Below are 18,949 nucleotides of genomic sequence, written 5' to 3' on the forward strand. Positions count from 1 at the left end.
TGCGGCCGGCGCCCGCGCCGGCAACGGCGCAAATCGGCCCCCAAGCGGCCCCGTGCAAATTCGGGGACGTACCTGCCGCGTGCATGTATGCACGCGGCAGGTACGTCCCCGATTTGCACGGGGCCGCCATGCGCGCTAGTAGCGGCCGCGCAGGGCGTACCAGCCCTCGTGCTGCTCGACCTCCAGCGGGACGCCGAACAGGTCGCTCATGGTCCGGCTGTTCAGAAGCTCGCGCTTGGGGCCGTCGGCGAACACCTGGGCGTCCTTGATCAGCAGCACGCGGTCGATGGCGGGGATGATGTCCTCGGGATAGTGCGTGACGAGCACCACCGAGCGGCCCTCCTCGGCGAGCAGGCGCATGGTGTTGCGCACGTGGTACATGCCCTCGGGGTCGAGGCCCGTGCAGGGCTCGTCGAAGATCAGGATGCTCGGGTCGCTCATGAGCTCGCGGGCGACCAGCACGCGGCGCACCTGGCCCGTCGACAGCGTCATCACGTCGCGCTCGGAGAGGTCGACGATGCCCAGCCGATCGAGCGCCTCGAGCGCCTTGGCGCGGACCGCGTCGTCCACGTCCACGTGGCGCGGCAGGCCCAGCGTGCCGAACTGGCCGCCGCACACGATGTCGACGACCGGCAGGTGCACGCGCACCTGGTCGTGCATCGTGGCGGACACGATGCCGAGCGCCTGCTTGATGTCGGAGAGCAGCGGGCGGGCCTGGCCTCGGAAGCGCATGGGCGGCTCATCCCGATGGAGCGGGAACACCTCGCGCGTGAGCAGCTGGATGAACGTCGACTTGCCGGCGCCGTTGGGACCAAGCAGCGCCACGTGCTCGCCTTCGGCCAAATCGAAGCGGTCGACCGACAAAATGGTGCGTCCCCCGCGCACGACCTGCGCATCGCGCAGCTGGAACAAGGGGGCTGCCGCCCGCTCGCAAGCTTTCGTCTCCATAGTCGACCTCATTTCCGCACGGATGTTTTGGCTATGCTACGCCAAGCGCCCCCACGCGAAAAGGGCCGAAACGAGATTTGAGCTTTTGGGGACAGTCCCTTTTTGTTCGCGACGGCGCACGTGCGCCGTCGCGAACAAAAAGGGACTGTCCCCAAAGGTTCCCCAAGCACCGGGCCCGCGTTGCGCCGCCTCCGAGAACGTGATACTTTACAACGCAAAAGCACATCCATGGGAATTAAGAAGAGGGGCGCACGCTATGACCGATATGCTCACGCTGGACGCATTCGAGGAGGCCTCCGCCAAGGTCAAAGAGGTCACCCAGAAGACCGAGCTCGTCGAGAGCCCGTACTTCAGCCAGGCGACCGGCAACCGCGTGTTCTTCAAACCCGAGAACATGCAGCGCACGGGCGCCTACAAGGTCCGCGGCGCCTACTACAAGATCTCGACGCTCACGCCCGAGGAGCTCGACCGCGGCCTCATCACCGCGAGCGCCGGCAACCATGCGCAGGGCGTCGCCTACGCGGCCACCCGCGCGGGCGCCAAGTCGGTGGTCGTCATGCCGACGACGACCCCGCTCATCAAGGTCGAGCGCACCAAGCAGTACGGCGCCGAGGTCGTGCTGCACGGCGACGTCTACGACGAGGCGTGCGACCACGCCCTCAAGCTCGCCGAGGAGCACGGCTACACGTTCATCCACCCCTTCAACGACCCGGTCGTCGCCACCGGCCAGGGCACCATCGCCATGGAGATCGTCCAGGAGCTGCCGCTCGTCGACACCATCCTGGTCCCCGTGGGCGGCGGCGGCCTCGCCTGCGGCGTCTCGACGTTCGCCAAGCTCTACAACCCCAAGATCCGCGTGATCGGCGTCGAGCCCGAGGGGGCCGCGAGCCTCACCGCGGCGCTCGAGGCCTCCCGTCCGGTCAAGCTCCCCAGCGCGAACACCATCGCCGACGGCACCGCCGTGCTCGAGGTCGGCGACGAGGTCTTCCCCTATCTGGAGCAGAACCTCGACGAGGTCATCACGGTGCCCGACGAGGAGCTCATCGTCGCGTTCCTCGACATGGTCGAGAACCACAAGATGATCGTGGAGAACTCCGGCCTGCTCACCGTCGCCGCGCTGAAGCACCTCCCGGCGGCGAACAAGCGCGTCGTGTCGATCCTGTCCGGCGGCAACATGGACGTCATCACCATGTCCTCCGTCGTCCAGCACGGCCTCATCCAGCGCGACCGCATCTTCACGGTGAGCGTGCTTCTGCCCGACCGCCCCGGCATGCTCGTGCGCGTGGCGAACGCCATCGCCGAGCAGAACGGCAACGTCATCAAGCTCGAGCACAACCAGTTCGTGAGCACCAACCGCAACGCGGCGGTGGAGCTGCGCGTGACCATCGAGGCCTACGGCACGGAGCACAAGCAGCAGATCATCGACGCGCTGCGCGCCGCCGGCTTCGAGCCGCACGCCAGCCAGACGATGCTGTAGCGCAAACAGCCGACAACACGGATCTCATAAGGGCGGCGGGCCGGACGCTTCCGGCCCGCCGCCCCTCCCCACCTTATGCAAATCGGGGACGTGCCTGTTGCGTGCATACATGCACGCAACAGGCACGTCCCCGATTTGCATAAGGCCGTTTACCGGCTGTACGGGGTCTTTGGCCGAGTAACGAGATGTTTACAAAAAATCGCTTGCTTGCGCAGGTCGCACTGTAGCATAGTAGAGCAACTTAGGAAATGCGACGACAGGGCGAGTACCGGACGGACGCACCACAGCGAGCGGGCAGCGTGAGAACCCGTGGCGTGCGGTCGGGAACATACCCTCGAGCAGCCAAGCCGAACGCGTATCGGCGGACGGGCGATCCCCGTATCAGCACGAGACGCAAGTACGCTGCGCCGGAAGCCGCCGTGACAGGCATCCTTGCAGGGTAGCACCTCCGTCTTCGCACATCCTGGTATCCAACACTGCGATAGCGAGGGGGACGGATGCAACTGAGAAGCGATGCCATCAAGAAGGGGCTGGCGCGAGCGCCCCACAGAAGCCTTCTGAAAGCCGACGGGTTGACCGACGAGGAGCTCGAGCGACCGCTCGTCGCGGTCGTGTCCGCCCAAAACGAAGTGATCCCCGGCCATATCCACCTGCAGCAGATCGCCGACGCCGTCAAGGCGGGCATACGGCTCGCGGGCGGAACGCCGCTGCAGGTCAACACCATCGGCGTGTGCGACGGCATCGCCATGAACCATGAGGGCATGCGCTACTCCCTCACGAGCCGCGAGGTCATCGCCGACTCGGTCGAATGCGCCATCCAGGGCCACCAGTTCGACGCCATGGTCCTCATCCCCAGCTGCGACAAGATCGTCCCCGGCATGCTTATCGCCGCGTGCCGCCTGAACATCCCCACCATGCTCGTCTCCGGCGGCCCCATGCTCGCCGGGCGCGACAAGTGCGGCAACCAGACCGACCTGAACACCCTGTTCGACGCCGTGGGCCAGGTCACCGCCGGCACCATGACGCCCGAGGAGTGCGCATGGCTCGAGAACACCGCCTGCCCCACCTGCGGCAGCTGCTCGGGCATGTTCACCGCGAACTCCATCTGCTGCCTCGCCGAGGCGCTGGGCCTTGCCCTTCCCGGCAACGGCACCGTGCCCGCGGTCTTCTCCGAGCGCATCCGCCTGGCCAAGCGCACGGGCATGAAGGTGATGGACCTTCTCGACAAGGGCATCCGCGCCCTCGACATCATCAACGAGGCCTCCGTCTACAACGGCATGGTGCTCGACATGGCCTTCGGCGGCTCCACGAACACGATGCTGCACCTCACGGCCATCGCGCACGCGGCGGGCTGCCCCGTGACGATGGAGGACTGGGACCGCGTGTCAGACAAGACCCCGAACATCGTGCGCATCGCGCCAGCGGGCCCGCTGCACATCGAGGACCTGAACGCCGTGGGCGGCATCCCCGCCATCATCGGCGTGCTCGGCCGCGCCGGACTGCTGCGCGAGGAGGCCTGCACGTGCCACGGGTGCATGAGGGACTGGATCGAGGCGTGCCCCGAACCCGACGGCGAGATCGTCCGCACCGTCGAGAACGCCTACTCCCCCATCGGCGGCCTCAAGGTCGTGCGCGGCAACCTCGCGCCCGACTGCGGCGTCGTCAAGCGCAGCGCCTGCGCGCCCGAGATGTACAGGCACTCCGGCCCCGCCCGCGTCTTCGATTCCGAGGAGACCGCCTGCGAGGCCATCCTCGGCGGCAAGATCAACCCCGGCGACGTCGTGGTCATCCGCTACGAGGGACCCGCCGGCGGCCCGGGCATGCGCGAGATGCTCACGCCCACGAGCGTCATCTGCGGCATGGGCCTCGACAAGTCCGTGGCGCTCATCACCGACGGCCGCTTCTCCGGCGCGAGCAAGGGCCCGTGCATCGGGCACGTGAGCCCCGAGGCCGCAGCGGGCGGCCCCATCGCGCTGATCCAGGAAGGCGACATCATCGATATCGACATCGAGGCGGGCAAGCTCGACGTGCGCCTGTCCGACGACGAGCTCGAGGCGCGCCGCGCCGCATGGCAGCCGCCCGCGCCCAAGTACACCACCGGCGTGCTCTCGCGCTACGCGAAGCTCGTCACCAGCGCAGACAAGGGGGCGTACCTCTCATGACGAACAGCACCATGCCCCTGGCGGGCAGCCCGCGAACGCCAGACATGCCCGACGACATCCGCCAGCACCGCTGCTCGAGCGCCAGCGGCGCCGCGCGCGTCACCGACATGAGCCGCGAGGCGAGGCTCGCCCGCAAGGCGCGCGCCATCTCCGGCGAGCCCTTCGGCCCGGGCAGCGGCACCGAGCACGAGGGCAAGACCATGACCGGCGCACAGGCCATCATCGCGAGCCTCGAGGCCGAGGGCGTCGACACGGTCTTCGGCTACCCCGGCGGCCAGGCCATCAAGATGTACGACGCGCTGTACGACTCGACCAAGATCCGCCACATCCTCGCCCGCCACGAGCAGGGCGCGGTCCACGAGGCGGACGGCTACGCGCGCGCGACCGGTCGCGTGGGCGTGGTCCTGGTGACGAGCGGCCCGGGCGCCACGAACACGGTCACGGGCATCGCCACCGCCTACATGGACTCCGTGCCGCTCGTGGTCATCTCCGGCCAGGTCACGCGCGGCGTCATCGGCACCGACGCCTTCCAGGAGGCCGACATCGTGGGCATCACCATGCCCGTGGTCAAGCACAGCTTCCTGCTGCAGTCCAACGACGACCTCACGCGCACGTTCCGCGAGGCGTTCTACATCGCCTCGACGGGGCGCCCCGGCCCCGTGCTCATCGACATCCCGAGCGACCTCGCCGGCGAGCAGATGGTCTTCCACTATCCGGACAAGATCGATATCCCCAGCTACCGACCCACGTACAAGGGCAACGCCAAGCAGGTGCGCCAGGCGGTCGAGCTCATCGCCCACAGCACGCGCCCGCTGCTTCTGGTCGGCGGCGGCTGCGTGACGAGCCATGCGTGCGACGAGGTCGTCGAGCTCGCCGAGACCATGCAGATCCCCGTGGTCACCACGCTGATCGGCAAGGCGGCCGTCCCCTGCTCCAACCCGCTGAACCTCGGGCCCGTGGGCATGCACGGCTCCAAGTACGCCAACATGGCCATGACCGAGTGCAACCTCATCATCGCCGTGGGCGCGCGCTTCTCCGACCGCGTGACCGGCAAGCTCTCCGAGTTCGCGCCGCACGCCAAGGTCATCCACATCGATATCGACCCCGCCGAGATCGGCAAGGTCCGCGACCCGCAGGTCCCCATCGTGGGCGATGCGCGCGTGGTCGTCGCCGCCATCAACGAGCGCATCGCCAAGGTGGGCGCCGAACCGGTTTCGGACGAATGGGTCCGGACGTGCTACGAATGGCGCGAGCGCTGGCCGTTCTACACGACCGACTTCGCCGACTACCCGGACCGCATCGCGCCCGAGATCGTGCTCGAGAAGCTGTCCGCCAAGCTCGACCCGCACGCCAGCGTCGTCACCACCGAGGTCGGCCAGCACCAGATGTGGGCGCACCAGCACATCCATCGCGAGGAGTCGCGCACGTTCATCTCGAGCGGCGGCCTGGGCACCATGGGCTTCGGGTTCCCCGCGGCCATCGGCGCCAAGATCGGGCGCCCGGACGCGCAGGTCGTCTGCATCGCGGGCGATGGCAGCATCCAGATGAACATCCAGGAGATGGCGACCGCCATCGGCAACGGCGTGGCGGTCAAGGTCCTGCTGATCGACAACAACGCGCTGGGCATGGTCCACCAGTGGCAGCGCCTGTTCTACCACGAGCGCTACTCGTGCACCGAGTTCACGGCGAACCCCGATTTCGTCAAGCTGGCCGAGGCCTACGGCTGGCAGGGCGAGCGCATCAACCATCCCGACCAGGTCGACGAGGCGCTCGACCGCATGCTCGACGCCGACTGCCCCTACCTGCTCGACGTGGTCATCCCCACCAACCAGACCGTCTACCCCATGGTCGCCCCGGGTGCCGCCATCGACGACATCATCGGCGCCATCGACGTGACGCTCGGAGGCGTGCGCGTAACCGAGAAGGGCATGAGTCCCGCCGGCAAGACCGCGGGCACCGTGGCCGAGCCCCTGCCGTTATCCGACACCGACGCCGACACGCGCGTGGCGGGCGCCACCGCCGACTTCGTTGCGGACGAATCGGGCAAGAAAGGAGGCGAGTGACCGTGAAGTACATCCTGTCGGTCCTCGTTGAGAACAAGCCGGGCGTCCTCTCGCGCGTCACCGGCCTCATCTCCCGCCGCGGCTTCAACATCGACTCGCTCACCGTCGCGCCCACCGAGGACGTCACGATGAGCCGCATGACCATCATCGTCGAGGCGGACGAGGTGGGCTACGAGCAGATCACCAAGCAGCTGCACAAGCTCGTCTCCGTCTACAAGATCTCGGACCTCACGTTCGAAGACGCCATCGAGCGCGAGCTCGTGCTGTTCAAGGTCATCGCGACCCCCGACCGGCGCCACGAGATCATCGAGATCGCCAACATCTTCCGCGCCAACATCGTCGATGTGGGCAAGAACTCGCTCACGGTCGAGGCCACCGGCACCCAGAGCAAGCTGGACGCCATGGAGGACCTCTTCCGCAGCTACGGCATCCGCCAGCTCACCCGCACCGGCAAGATCGCTATGAGCCGCGGCGCCCGCGACTCATAGGCATGGACTTTTCGGGACAGGTGCTTTTTTCTCATGTCCCGAACGGACACCGTAATGCCAGCGCTTTTCGGGACATGAGAAAAAAGCACCTGTCCCGAAAAGTCCACGGCGCATCACCAGGTAACACCAGCCACCAACCTTAAGGAGAACAACCATGGCTGTTACGATCTATTACGAGAGCGACTGCGATCCCAAGGTCATCCAGGACAAGAAGATCGCCATCATCGGCTACGGCTCCCAGGGCCACGCCCATGCGCTCAACCTGCTCGATTCGGGCTGCGACGTGCGCGTCGGCCTGCGTGAGGGCTCCAGCTCCTGGGCGAAGGCCGAAGAGGCCGGCCTCAAGGTCTGCGACATGGACACCGCGGCCGAGGAAGCCGACATCATCATGATGCTCGTTCCCGACGAGACCCAGCCCAAGGTCTATGAGGACCACATCGCCGCCCACTTGAAGCCCGGCGACACCCTGGCCTTCGCCCACGGCTTCAACATCCACTTCGGCTACATCAAGGCTCCCGAGGACGTGAACGTCATCATGTGCGCGCCCAAGGGCCCCGGCCACATCGTGCGCCGTCAGTTCGTCGAGGGCTCCGGCGTGCCCGATCTGGCCTGCGTGGCGCAGGACGCGACCGGCAACGCCTGGGATATCGCGCTCGCCTACTGCTGGGGCGTGGGCGGTGCCCGCTCCGGCATCATCAAGGCCACCTTCAAGGAGGAGACCGAGGAGGACCTGTTCGGCGAGCAGGCCGTGCTCTGCGGCGGCCTCGTCGAGCTCGTCAAGGCCGGCTTCGAGACCCTGACCGAGGCGGGCTATCCGCCCGAGCTCGCGTACTTCGAGTGCTACCACGAGATGAAGATGATCGTCGACCTCATGTACGAGAGCGGCATCCACTTCATGAACTACTCCATCTCCAACACGGCGGAGTACGGCGAGTACTACGCCGGCCCGAAGGTCATCAACGAGGAGAGCCGCGCGGCTATGAAGCAGATCCTGGCGCGCATCCAGGACGGCTCCTTCGCCCAGGAGTTCGTGGACGACTGCGCCAACGGCCACAAGTGGCTGCTCGAGCAGCGCGAGAAGATCAACGAGCACGAGATCGAGAAGACCGGCGAGAAGATCCGTTCCATGTTCAGCTGGATCAAGAAGTAAGGCAGCGCGATATCGCCGCATGACAGGAGCCCCGCCCTCCCCTCGGGAAGGCGGGGCTCCCGCTTTTGCGCCCGATACCCGCTCAGAAGAAAGACTTCACGCACTCCAGCACAGCGCGCATCGTCTCCGACGCCGGGTCGAGATGGTCGATGACCTTCGGTGAGCGATGATTCAAATCAAAAGCACGGAGTTGCTCGGTGGCGACTTTTCCGCTCACGCCCAGTCCGGACGGCAGGTCGATATGAAGCGGAAAGACATGTGCGGATGAGGTGATAGGGCACAGCAGCGTCATCGATGTCGACATGTTGAAGAAATCGTCACTCACGACAAGAGCGGGGCGCGACCCCGCGGGATCATGCCCAATAGGATCGGGATAACGATCGAAGACGATATCCCCCTGCCGGTAATTCATTTACCACACCTCCTTACCGACGGGGCCTCCCCAGCCCTCCCAGTAGTCCACGGGCTCGGGACCGGGGCCGTCGTAGTCGGCGAGCAGCGCCTGAATCGTGTAGGACTTGCGCGCCGGGCGCACGCGGAGCTCGCCGTCTGCAACCTCCAGGTCGACCTTGTCGCCACAGGACAGGCCCAGGGCCTCGCAGATGGATTTGGGCAGGATGATCCCCTGACTGTTGCCCCATTTGGTCAATGTCGAAGTCGGCATGCGTATCGGCCTCCCAACATCGAAGGTGTTGTTTAGACTTAGTATAGCCGTGTGTGCAGGCATAGTGCGTCCCCTTCCGGTTGTCGCGATAGAGCCAGACGAGACTACTCCCCTTGAACACGAACCTGTCCCTTGAAGCCCCACATGCGCCAAACAGTCCACCGGGCACCATCTTCCCGTTTCCCGACACGGCAGGCACGCAGAAGCGATACGCGCCCGAAGGGACCCATGACGCGCCTCGTCCCCGCAACCGCCGCGCCATCATCAGAGAAACCGCATGCGGCCCTGCCCTGCCACTCGCCGACTGAAATCTTTTGACACCCCATAGACTGCCCGCGGGACATATGATGGAAGCAACACTGAACGAAGCGTCTCCGTGGAGGTCGGGTCATGTCACGGTTGCTGTCTCGGTTCGTGCTCGCCATCATGCTGTTGCTCGCCTGTGCGCAGCCCGCAATCGCCTGCGGGCAGACGCCGCAGGCAGAAATCGTCATCCTTCGCGACCTTGCCGCACGCGAGGGCTCCATCGAGATGCTCGACACCAAGGAGGAACAGCTCGCCCGAGCGATCGCGCAGGGGGTCGACGCGTTGCAGGACGGCCTCGACCTTTCCTCCTACGGCGCCACGCTCGAACAGGTCCACAGCGCCATCGCGCTCGTCCGGAACACCCGGCACGACCTGTTCTACCTCGGCACGGTCACCATCTGGCACATCGACGGCGCGGTGACGAACATCGAGCTCCATTACGACTGGCCCACGTCGCAGATTCAGACGATGCGCACCGAGCTCGCCGCAGCGGTGGACGAGGCGCTCACCTGGGTCGGGTACAATATGGAGTCGGACTACGACAAGGCGAAGGCCCTGCACGACTATCTGGTCCGCACATGCGTCTACGACTACCACAACTACGCTGCCGGCACCATCCCCGCCGAGTCATACACCGCCTACGGCGCGCTCGTGCTCGGGCGGGCAGTCTGCAACGGATATGCCGAGGCATACGAGTATCTGCTCGAACAGGTCGGGATCGATTCGACCATCGTCTCGTCGGACGCCATGAACCACGCCTGGAACGTCGTCACGATATACGGCAACAACTACCACGTCGACGTCACGTGGGACGATCCCGTGAGCTTCAGCACCGGTCAGGACGGCGGGTTCCACGATGCGGTGGAGACCACCTACTTCATGCTCTCGGATGCCACGATGCGCACGCGCGGGCGCGGTCACCACGATTGGACGCCGACCCCATCCTGCACCGACACCCGCTACGAGAACTGGCGCTGGGTCTCCTACGACGGCCCCGTCGAGCCCCCGTACCGCTTCCGCGACATGACGGCAGACGATTGGTTCGTGACCAGCGGTGTTATCGAGTACGTGGTGGAGCACGGCCTCATCCTGGGCGTGAGCGAGACGCGCTTCGCGCCCAACGATCCGCTCACCCGCGCGCAGTTCGCCACCATCATGTGGCGATACCTCGAGCCCACCGCCAGCGCGGCCTACCGACAGGAAAACACGGTAAACGAGACGGGCATGCCCGACGTCGAGTCCCGACAGTGGTACACCGGCGCCGCGAACTGGGCTATTGAATCCGGGCTCATCGCAGGGGTCGATACGGCCGAGGGACGCCGGTTCAAACCGAACGACCCGGTCACGCGTGAGCAGATCGTGGTCATGCTGCTGCGCATGACCGATACGGAAATCGACGTCGACCGCGACACGCAAGCGCTCTTCGATTCGTACGCCGATAGCGCCGGCACGTCGTCCTGGGCGCGCGGCAGCATGCTCGAGAGCCTCGAGATCGGTCTCATCGTGGGCAGTGGCGGGCGTCTGCGCCCGCAAGACCCCTGCACGAGGGCCGAAGGCGGCGCGTTCATCGTCCGCGCCATCGAGGAGCTGGCCATCATCTAGCGGCTTCCTGCCAGCACGCGGTGCCATTGTTACCGTTCGGCCCGCCCATGATATGCGCAATGCGGGGGTCCTATAATAGAACGTACCGTGCAAACCCGGTGACGGAAGGACCGGGGCAATTTGGTCAGAAAGGAGCAGGGATGCAGAATCGGCATGTGTTCGGATCTGTAAAGACGCGCGTGATGGGGTGCCTGATGGCGCTCTGCATGGTGGCGATGACCGCCGTGCCCGCCGTCGCCCTCGCCGCGCCCCAGAACGGCTGGGACGAGGTGGGCGGCGAGCGCTACTGGTACGACGACGGCGTCATGGCCCGCGACAAGCAGGTCTACGACCCCGAGTCGAACGCGTGGTACTGGTTCGACGCCGACGGGACCATGGCCCGGGACAAGGACGTCTTCGTGCCGGTCTCCAACGACGACCGCACGCGCGGCAAGTGGGTGCGCTACGACGCGGAGGGCCACATGGTCAAGGGCGAGGACTTCCGCTACGGTGGCTGGTACTACTTCGACCCCGTGACCGGAGAGATGCTCAAGGGCTTCACCTACGTGCCCTCCAACGGAGGCAAGTGGGTGTTCTACGACTACGTGACCGGCCAGATGGCCCACGGCGAGCGCTACATAGACGGCTCCCACGGCGACGAGCCGGGCTGGATGTACTTCGACGATACGACGGGCGCGGTCCAGTACGGCTGGAAGGACCTTCCCGGCAAGCGCGTGTACTACGACACGACCACAGGCCGCATGGTTTACGGTTGGCGAACCATCGATGGCACGTCTTACTACTTCGATCCCGCTACCGGCGCGCTCCAGCAGCAGACGCAGCCCGAGCAGCCAAGCGAGCCTGCGGTGGAAACCGTCTACGTCACGCCGTCGGGCAAGAAGTTCCATCGCGCCTCGTGCCCGTCGACCTCAGGCCACAGCGTGCGCGCCATGTCGCGCGACGCCGCTATCGCGGCAGGATACGAACCCTGCAAGAACTGCAGGCCGTAACATCTCCCGATACGCTCCGACGCGATCTTCAGACGCGGGCCCCGATGCTATATGGCATCGGGGCCCGCGCTTTTCTCATCCGCCAACAGACGGTCGCTGCACACAAGTACTATGCGGCGCGGTCGACCTCTTCGGTCGCATCGGCCTTCGTCTCGGCAAGCCACTCATGGTATGCGCGCGGCGACCAGCCGTTCAGCCTCCAGCTGGGCAGCACGCTCTCAAGGTCGACGAGCAACCTGATGAGCTCTCCGGAATCGTACGTGTGGGAGAATAGACCGTGCTGCCAGGCAATCTGCAGCATATAGAACGGATTGGGCGAATCATGCCTGCCGTATACGAGCGCATCCGCAATGTCATCAGCATATTCGTAATCGTCCTTATCGTTTGGCACATGCTCGTCCAGCCAGGAGATGACGGCGACCATCTCCGGCAAACTTCCCACCCAACGGGGAGCTCCCAGACTCGCAAGTGCCGAATCGAACACCGGATGAGCAGGCACGATCCCCTGACTCCTATCGCTCAGCAACCTCCGAATCAGCCCGTCTCGTGCCGAGCGCTCCTTTGATTGGAATGAAGCGTAGTCCGACGTTGCCGGCTCCCCGTCTGCCCAAGCAACCCGGGCTCTATACGGGACCGCACGGCGATGCCAGTTGGCGCGACTTCTCGCAACGTCATCCGCGTAGGCATCCGTCAGGTGACGGTGGACGACAAAGCCGTCTTCAGATGGCGTATCATTCGGCCAGCAATAGTAATATCGTGCGCTACCGCACTCCCAATCACTACGCCCCAGGGAATGAGACCTCAGGCTTGTCACGACATCCTGCTTGCTCGGCTCGAACCCGTACAGCTCCTTGCAGCACCATATGACATCGTCTATAGAGGCAACCCCGCAAAACTCGCGAAGCACTTCTGCGGCAACGGGAACTTGCCACGTGCGATCGCGCAACGCTTGAATCTTTTCCATATCGACCGAGCGGGCGGCGCCCCATACCTCCTGGGGCATTATGGCATGATAGGCCCCCTTGCAGTGGAACACCCAGATGAGGGGCTCAAGCGATGCCAGGCCATCGATCCTTACGCCGTCGTCTTCGGTAAAGACGAACATGCCGTCAGGCTTCTCCATGAGGAGCTTGAAGCCCTCGAACTCGCTGTCCGTACTCGTTGTCAGCATCGCCTCGATCGCCTGCGGCAGCTTATCGATCTCCTGCAGCAGCCGCTTGACAACCTGCTGTTTGCGCAACGCGGACACACGGCGGACGCCCATGGCGCCGAGCAGGCGGACGATGGTGTCCTTGCTGACTTTCTGCAGACAACTCGCAAACGTGCTATCGGGCACGCAGCCAACGTTCCGCACACCAACCGGAGTAGGATGATATCCATATAACGACCGCTTCCTATTCCTATACGTTTCCGGCTCAGATGAACTGCGGTACCTATCATGATGCTCCATGATAGCCCGTTCGCGCTCCTCCCCGGTCAGACCGGCAAGAGCGCCGCGATGCACCCCCGGCGGCAAGCGCGTGCCGACACCGTTGGATGCCGATTGATGGCGTAGATGCGTTGGTTGGCAGCTCATGGTGCTCCTCCTTCTGATAGGCGCATGCCGGATGCACGCGCGTGCCATCAGAGGTACTCGACACCCTCCAGCGCAAAACCCGTGCTCCCTGACGAGCATCCGACAGGTTCCCGAACAGGAGCGGATAAACTTCCCGTCGGCGCACGTACGCGACGCGTCGAGACGATCAAGCTCGGCACAACGCAGGAAGCCGAGCACACGAATCCACATGGAAACCACCCAACCGAACGCTTCTGCATGGCAACGCCTCGGCCTTCTGCAGCCAGGAATATTCGTTGCACGGACAGTCCGCGAATGCGCCATACCGTATACTGCAGGCATCAGCGCAAAACCGGGAATGCTAAAGCGAGGCGGTACCGTGGCACCCAAAGGACCGAACGACTTCATGAACGAGGTAGATTTCGACCAGGCGGTAATCGAGATGCTCACGCTCGCGCTCATGCGCCTCACCTGCACGCACGAGAAGGATAAGGGCACCTCGCGCTACGTCGCATCGACAAGCTATGACGTCAGCACCATCGCGTCGCTCATCCAACAGGGCCTCGTCGAATGGAAAGGTGAGACCGGCAGGCTTGACCTCACCGCCGACGGCTTCTTCTTCGGCGACGTGATGGCGGCGCGCATCGGCATGACGCTGCTCGAATCCGTTCGGAACCCCCATGCCCCGGAGTACGCACATGGTGGAGAGGGTGAATCCCTGTCGCGCCCTGGGTTCACGGTTGTGGATGGCGGGCACGACGCGAACCATCCGCAAGCGGAGCAACCGGCACGCCCGGCAGCGCCGAGCTCCTTCGACCCCTGTCCGCCCATCCGCATGGAAGACCGACCCCCGTTCGACCCCGCGGCGAATCGTCGCGAAAACGACGCCCGCGCGTTCCGTGTGCACATCGAACTCGACCTCGAGGGGCTCCACCCCTGCTGGCGCGAAATCGAGATTCCCGCCACAGCCACGTTTCTCGATCTGCACGTGGTCATCCAGCGTATCTTCAACTGGTACGACGAGCACCTGTTCAGCTTCAAGACCACGGCGCGCGGCCAGAAGCTGCATATCGAGGAAGCGTGCTTTCTCGACCCCTCGCTCGAAGTCTTTGAGCCGGCAGACTACGCCGTCATCGAAGCAGCCGGCATCAGGCTGGGCGACGTCTTCCCGCGCACGCGCACCGCACGCTACGACTATGACTACGGCGACGGTTGGGAGCACAAGGTCAAGGTCGTCAAAACCATCTCCAACAGCAAGCTCGCCGTACCGCGGCTCGTCGACGGAGCGGGCGACGCGCCTCCCGAGGATGTAGGAGGCCCGGGCGGTTTCGAGAGATTCCTGCAGGTTGTCGCAAACCCCAAAGACCCGGACCATGAGAGCATGCTCGCATGGGCGGAGTCCCAGATGGCGTTTCCGTTCGATTTGGCGGCAAAACAGCGTGAACTTGCAGAGAGCTTCGATGCGGATCGGGAAAGATGGATGAAAGAGGTCGTCCGCAGGAACAGGTAAAACACTCCGCATGGACAAGCGAAGGGCCGCGAGCAGAAATGTTCGCGGCCCTTCGTGGGAAAACGGCGCCCGTCCCTCTTTTCTCAGACCACGGTCACGCGTCCTCGGCTGCCGACGATGCCCTTGACCTCGGCGATCAGCGGGATGCTGCGTGCATTCACCCTCGTGGGGATCTCGGCGCGCATCGTCTGACCGTCGTTTTGCTCGATGAACAGCTCCACGCGGTCGCCGCCCGGATTCGTGGCCAGGATCGTCGCCAGGCGCGCCATGTTGCCCTGGGAGAAGCGTGCGCTCGGCACCATGATCTCGAACACCTTCGGACGGTTGTTCTCCTCGGAAAGCTCGAGCGGCAAGATCTCCTGCGCGATGATCTGGTCACCGCGATCGGAGCGCTCCAGTTTGCCGCGTACGCGGATGAACGCGTCGGAGAGCACGGCACCCGTCTCGGGATCGGTCTCGCCGTAGAGATAACCCTCGGCGTCCTTGTAGGTCTTGGGGAAGACCACGACCGTGGCCTCGCCCTCCATGTCCTCCAGCCGCACGATGGCCATGGGGTCGCCGTTCTTGGTCACGCGCTTGGAGACCTCGGCCACCATGCCGGCGAACCAGAACGGCTTGCCCTCGGGGATCTCCTGGTTGATGGTGCCCTCGCCCGCCGGGTTGGCGGTCTCGAAACCCGTGTCGATCTGCGACAGCGAGAACTCGCGCGACTTGGCGAGCGCGTACTCGAACGGGCGCAGCGGGTGGTCGGACACGTAGATGCCCAGCACGTCGCGCTCGGCGGAGAGCTTCATGTGGCGGTCCCACTCCTGGCCGTCCGGCTCGGGCACGACGACCTCGAAGCCCGACCCCTCCACGTCGCCGAACACGTCGAACAGCGACGTCTGGCCGGCGGCGCGGTCCTTCTGGCGCTTGGTCGCGGCGTCGATGATGTTCTCCGGGTTGTTCTTGTCCACGAAGCTCATGAGCTGACGGCGCGGATAGCCGGTCGAGTCGAACGCGCCCGCCTTGATGAGCGCCTCGATGACGCGGCGGTTCGCTTGGCTCGAGTCCACGCGGTCCACGAAATCGTGCAGGTTCTTGAAGGCGCCTCCGCGCTCGCGCTCGGCGATGATGGCGTCGGCCACGCCCTCGCCCACGCCGCGGATACCGGCCAGGCCGAAGCGCACGCCCTCGGACGTCGCTGTGAACTCGCGACCCGACTCGTTCACGTCAGGCGGAAGGACCGGAATACCGTCGTGGCGGCACGCGGACACGTAGTGCACGATCTTCTCGGTCTTGCCCGTATACGAGGTCAGAACGGCCGCCATGTACTCGTGCGGGTAGTGCGCCTTCAGCCACGCGGTCTGCATGACCAGGATGGCGTAGCCCGCCGAATGCGACTTGTTGAACGCGTAGGACGCGAACTCCAGCACGTCGTCCCAGATCTTCTGCGCCGTCTCGCGCTTGTAGCCGTTTTTCTCGGCGCCGTTCATCCAGTGGTCGTAAATGGTCTCGTCCTCGCCGTCCGACCAGTTGAAGACCTGCTCGGTGAGCATCTTGATCTTCTTTTTCGCCACCGGCTTACGGATGCGCGAGTCGGACTCGCCCTTGGAGAAGCCGCACATCTCGACCGAGATGTTCATGACCTGCTCCTGGTAGACCATGGTGCCGTAGGTCTCGCCCAGGATATCGTCCAGGCGCGGGTCGTAGGAGACGGCGGGCTCCTTGCCGTTCATGCGGTTGATGTAGGAGGACACCATGCCCGCGCCCAGCGGACCCGGGCGGTACAGGGCGATCAATGCGACGACGTGCTTGTACTCGGTGGGCTTCATGTTCTTGATGGTCGCCGTCATGCCGGCGGACTCGATCTGGAACACGCCCGCCGTGTGGCCGGCCTGCATCAGCTCGAAGATCTTGGGGTCGTCGAAGGGGATCTTGTCCACATCGATGTCGATGTCGAAGTTCTTCTTGATGTTGGCCTTGGCCTTGGAGATGACCGTGAGCGTGCGCAGGCCCAGGAAGTCCATCTTGAGCAGGCCCATGTCCGCAACGGTATGGCCTTCGTACTGGGTGATCTCCACGCCGCCTTTGGTGTCGAGCTTGGTGGGCACGTGCTCGTTCACCGGGTCGCGGCAGATGAGGACGGCGCACGCGTGCACGCCCTCGCCGCGCGTGAGGCCCTCGATGGCGAGCGCGGCGTCGATGATGCGCCGGGAGTCGTCGTCTTTCTGATAGGCCTCGGCGAAATCGGGGTTGTACAGGTCCTCTTTGCCCTCGACGCGCGTAAGGACCTGCTTGAGCTTGACGCTCGGGTCGCTCGAGATCATCTTCGACAGGCGCTGGCCCACGTAGACCGGGTAGTCCAGCACGCGCGCGGCGTCGTTGATGGCCTGCTTGGCCTTGATGGTCGAGTAGGTGATGACGTGGGTGACCTTCTCGGGGCCATAGAGCTGTCGCACGTGCTCGATGACCTCGAGGCGCCGCTCATCGTCGAAGTCCATGTCGATATCGGGCATCTCGGAACGTTCCGGGGAGAGGAACCTCTCGAACATGAGTCCGTTCGACAGCGGGTCGAAGGTGGTGATGTCCATGGCGTAGGCGACGAGCGCGCCGGCGGCCGAGCCACGGCCCGGGCCGACGCCGATGCCGTTTTGCTTGGCCCAGCGCACGTATTCCGCCACGATGAGGAAGTAGGCGGCGAAGCCCTTCTCGCAGATGACCTTGTATTCGTACTCGAAGCGCTCGGACACGTTCACGCCGCCGATGGTCTGCTCGCGCCAGTCGTCTCCGTAGCGCTTTGCGAGACCCTCCTCGCACTCGCGGCGGAACTGGCTCTCATGCGTCTCTCCCTCGTCGAGCAACGGGTAGCGAGGCAAGATGATCTTGCCCCACTCGAGCTCGACGTTGCACTTGTCCGCGATCTCGACCGTGTTGTCGCACGCCTCCGGGCAGTACGGGAACAGCGCGCGCATCTCCTCCTCGGTCTTCATGTAGAACTCCGACCCCTGCATACGCATGCGGTTGGGGTCGTCGACCTTGGAGTTCATGCCGATGCACATCATGATGTCCTGCACCGGCGCGTCGTCGCGCGTGAGATAGTGGAAGTCGTTGGTGGCGATGACCTTGACGCCGACCTGGTTGGCGATGTCGATGAGCTGGCGGTCGAGCTGCTCGTCGGTGAGGCCGGAGTCGGTCGTAATGCCGTGCTCCTGGATCTCGATGTAGAAGTTGCCCGGCTCGAACAGGTCGCGGAAGGTCGTGGCCCATTCGATCGCACGGTCGAGCTCGCCGCGGTCGATGCACTTGGGGATGATGCCGGCGATGCATGCCGAGCTGGCGATAAGGCCCTCGCGATGGCGGCGCAGGTTGTCGAGCGTCACGCGCGGCTTGTAGTAGAAGCCCTGCACGGCGGCCTCGGAAACCGTCTGCATGAGGTTGATGTAGCCCTGCTCGTTCTGCGCGAACAGCACCATGTGGTACAGTTCGGGCTTATGGTCGCGCGCGAGCGTGTCGTCCGGGGTGAAATACACCTCGCAGCCGAAGATGGGTTTGATCACGAGCGGAGGCTTGGTGGCGTCCAGGTTGCCCGAGCGGTCCCACTCCTCCATGTCGCGCATGTACTGGGCGTAGCCGCGCGGGTTCTTCTCCTGGTCGGGCACCTCGAGCTCGTCGCGGCGGCCCTTGGAGAGAAACGACTTGTCGTGGCTCCAGACCTTGTACTCAGGCGTGCTGTGGTTCACGGAGTCGCAGGCAAGTCCGAGCTCCGGCACGCCGTACATGTACCCGTGGTCGGTGATGGCCACGGCGGGCATGCCGAGCTCCACGGCGCGATCGACCATGTCGGAGATGCGCGTCGCGCCGTCGAGCATCGAGTATTCGGTGTGATTGTGCAGGTGGACAAACGCCATACCGATGTGCTCCTTGCTTTCGTCATGTGCTGGAAGCATTGTACCGCAGCGCGCAGACGCGCCCCGAGGCGCACGCCCGCGGTCGCGAGACGCCCACAGGGCCCGTCCCCGACGGCACAAGAAGACGGCGCCCCGGGGATGCCGG

General features: G+C 64.7%; 13 protein-coding genes. 8 read left to right on the forward strand and 5 right to left on the reverse strand.

Annotation, left to right across the window (positions count from 1 at the left end; translation table 11 throughout):
* Positions 1 to 135: 135 nt before the first annotated feature.
* On the reverse strand, positions 136 to 948 hold the full coding sequence (locus tag B5F74_RS04690; protein WP_087200467.1) for an ATP-binding cassette domain-containing protein: 813 nt from the start codon (positions 946 to 948) through the stop codon (positions 136 to 138).
* Between the two features lie 256 nt (positions 949 to 1,204).
* Here B5F74_RS04690 and ilvA point away from each other — a divergent pair, with 256 nt between their 5' ends.
* The 5 genes from ilvA to ilvC all read left to right on the forward strand — a co-directional run bounded on the left by ilvA (position 1,205) and on the right by ilvC (position 8,288).
* On the forward strand, positions 1,205 to 2,425 hold the full coding sequence (gene ilvA, locus B5F74_RS04695; RefSeq protein ID WP_087200469.1) for a threonine ammonia-lyase: 1,221 nt from the start codon (positions 1,205 to 1,207) through the stop codon (positions 2,423 to 2,425).
* A gap of 497 nt (positions 2,426 to 2,922) precedes the next feature.
* The gene (gene ilvD / locus B5F74_RS04700) at positions 2,923 to 4,587 is read left to right on the forward strand and encodes a dihydroxy-acid dehydratase (protein WP_087200470.1); all 1,665 of its coding nucleotides are present in this window, start codon (positions 2,923 to 2,925) and stop codon (positions 4,585 to 4,587) included.
* Positions 4,584 to 6,650 carry a biosynthetic-type acetolactate synthase large subunit gene (ilvB, locus tag B5F74_RS04705; protein ID WP_343217546.1) on the forward strand — a complete coding sequence of 689 codons (2,067 nt, stop codon included), beginning with the start codon at positions 4,584 to 4,586 and terminating at the stop codon, positions 6,648 to 6,650. Before ilvD ends, ilvB begins: the two co-directional genes overlap by 4 nt.
* Before the next feature lie 2 nt (positions 6,651 to 6,652).
* Positions 6,653 to 7,138 carry an acetolactate synthase small subunit gene (gene ilvN / locus B5F74_RS04710; protein WP_066834327.1) on the forward strand — a complete coding sequence of 162 codons (486 nt, stop codon included), beginning with the start codon at positions 6,653 to 6,655 and terminating at the stop codon, positions 7,136 to 7,138.
* Positions 7,139 to 7,292: 154 nt separating this feature from the next.
* Complete coding sequence (gene ilvC / locus B5F74_RS04715) at positions 7,293 to 8,288, forward strand: ketol-acid reductoisomerase (protein ID WP_066833871.1); 996 nt, start codon at positions 7,293 to 7,295, stop codon at positions 8,286 to 8,288.
* A gap of 82 nt (positions 8,289 to 8,370) precedes the next feature.
* On the opposite strand, the gene B5F74_RS04720 is transcribed toward ilvC, so the two are convergent.
* On the reverse strand, positions 8,371 to 8,700 hold the full coding sequence (locus B5F74_RS04720) for a type II toxin-antitoxin system PemK/MazF family toxin (RefSeq protein ID WP_087200473.1): 330 nt from the start codon (positions 8,698 to 8,700) through the stop codon (positions 8,371 to 8,373).
* Positions 8,701 to 8,952, reverse strand: a complete 252-nt coding sequence (locus B5F74_RS04725) for an AbrB/MazE/SpoVT family DNA-binding domain-containing protein (protein ID WP_158095696.1) — start codon at positions 8,950 to 8,952, stop codon at positions 8,701 to 8,703.
* A 390-nt stretch (positions 8,953 to 9,342) separates the two neighbouring features.
* Here B5F74_RS04725 and B5F74_RS04730 point away from each other — a divergent pair, with 390 nt between their 5' ends.
* Together B5F74_RS04730 and B5F74_RS04735 are read left to right on the forward strand one after the other, a co-directional pair.
* Complete coding sequence (locus tag B5F74_RS04730; RefSeq protein WP_087200477.1) at positions 9,343 to 10,860, forward strand: S-layer homology domain-containing protein; 1,518 nt, start codon at positions 9,343 to 9,345, stop codon at positions 10,858 to 10,860.
* 140 nt (positions 10,861 to 11,000) lie between these two features.
* Entirely contained in the window at positions 11,001 to 11,849 is an 849-nt protein-coding gene (locus B5F74_RS04735; protein ID WP_087200480.1) for a hypothetical protein, read from the forward strand.
* A 109-nt stretch (positions 11,850 to 11,958) separates the two neighbouring features.
* Here the strand turns inward: B5F74_RS04735 and B5F74_RS04740 are convergent, their stop codons facing one another.
* Entirely contained in the window at positions 11,959 to 13,425 is a 1,467-nt protein-coding gene (locus B5F74_RS04740; RefSeq protein WP_087200482.1) for a hypothetical protein, read from the reverse strand.
* A gap of 385 nt (positions 13,426 to 13,810) precedes the next feature.
* On the opposite strand from B5F74_RS04740, the gene B5F74_RS04745 reads away from it, so the two are divergent.
* The gene (locus B5F74_RS04745; RefSeq protein ID WP_158095697.1) at positions 13,811 to 14,914 is read left to right on the forward strand and encodes a plasmid pRiA4b ORF-3 family protein; all 1,104 of its coding nucleotides are present in this window, start codon (positions 13,811 to 13,813) and stop codon (positions 14,912 to 14,914) included.
* A gap of 83 nt (positions 14,915 to 14,997) precedes the next feature.
* On the opposite strand, the gene dnaE is transcribed toward B5F74_RS04745, so the two are convergent.
* Positions 14,998 to 18,804, reverse strand: coding sequence for a DNA polymerase III subunit alpha (gene dnaE / locus B5F74_RS04750; RefSeq protein ID WP_087200485.1), 3,807 nt, complete (start codon positions 18,802 to 18,804; stop codon positions 14,998 to 15,000).
* Positions 18,805 to 18,949: the final 145 nt, after the last annotated feature.

The organism is Collinsella sp. An271 (assembly GCF_002159695.1).
Classification (GTDB): Bacteria; Actinomycetota; Coriobacteriia; order Coriobacteriales; family Coriobacteriaceae; genus Collinsella; species Collinsella ihumii.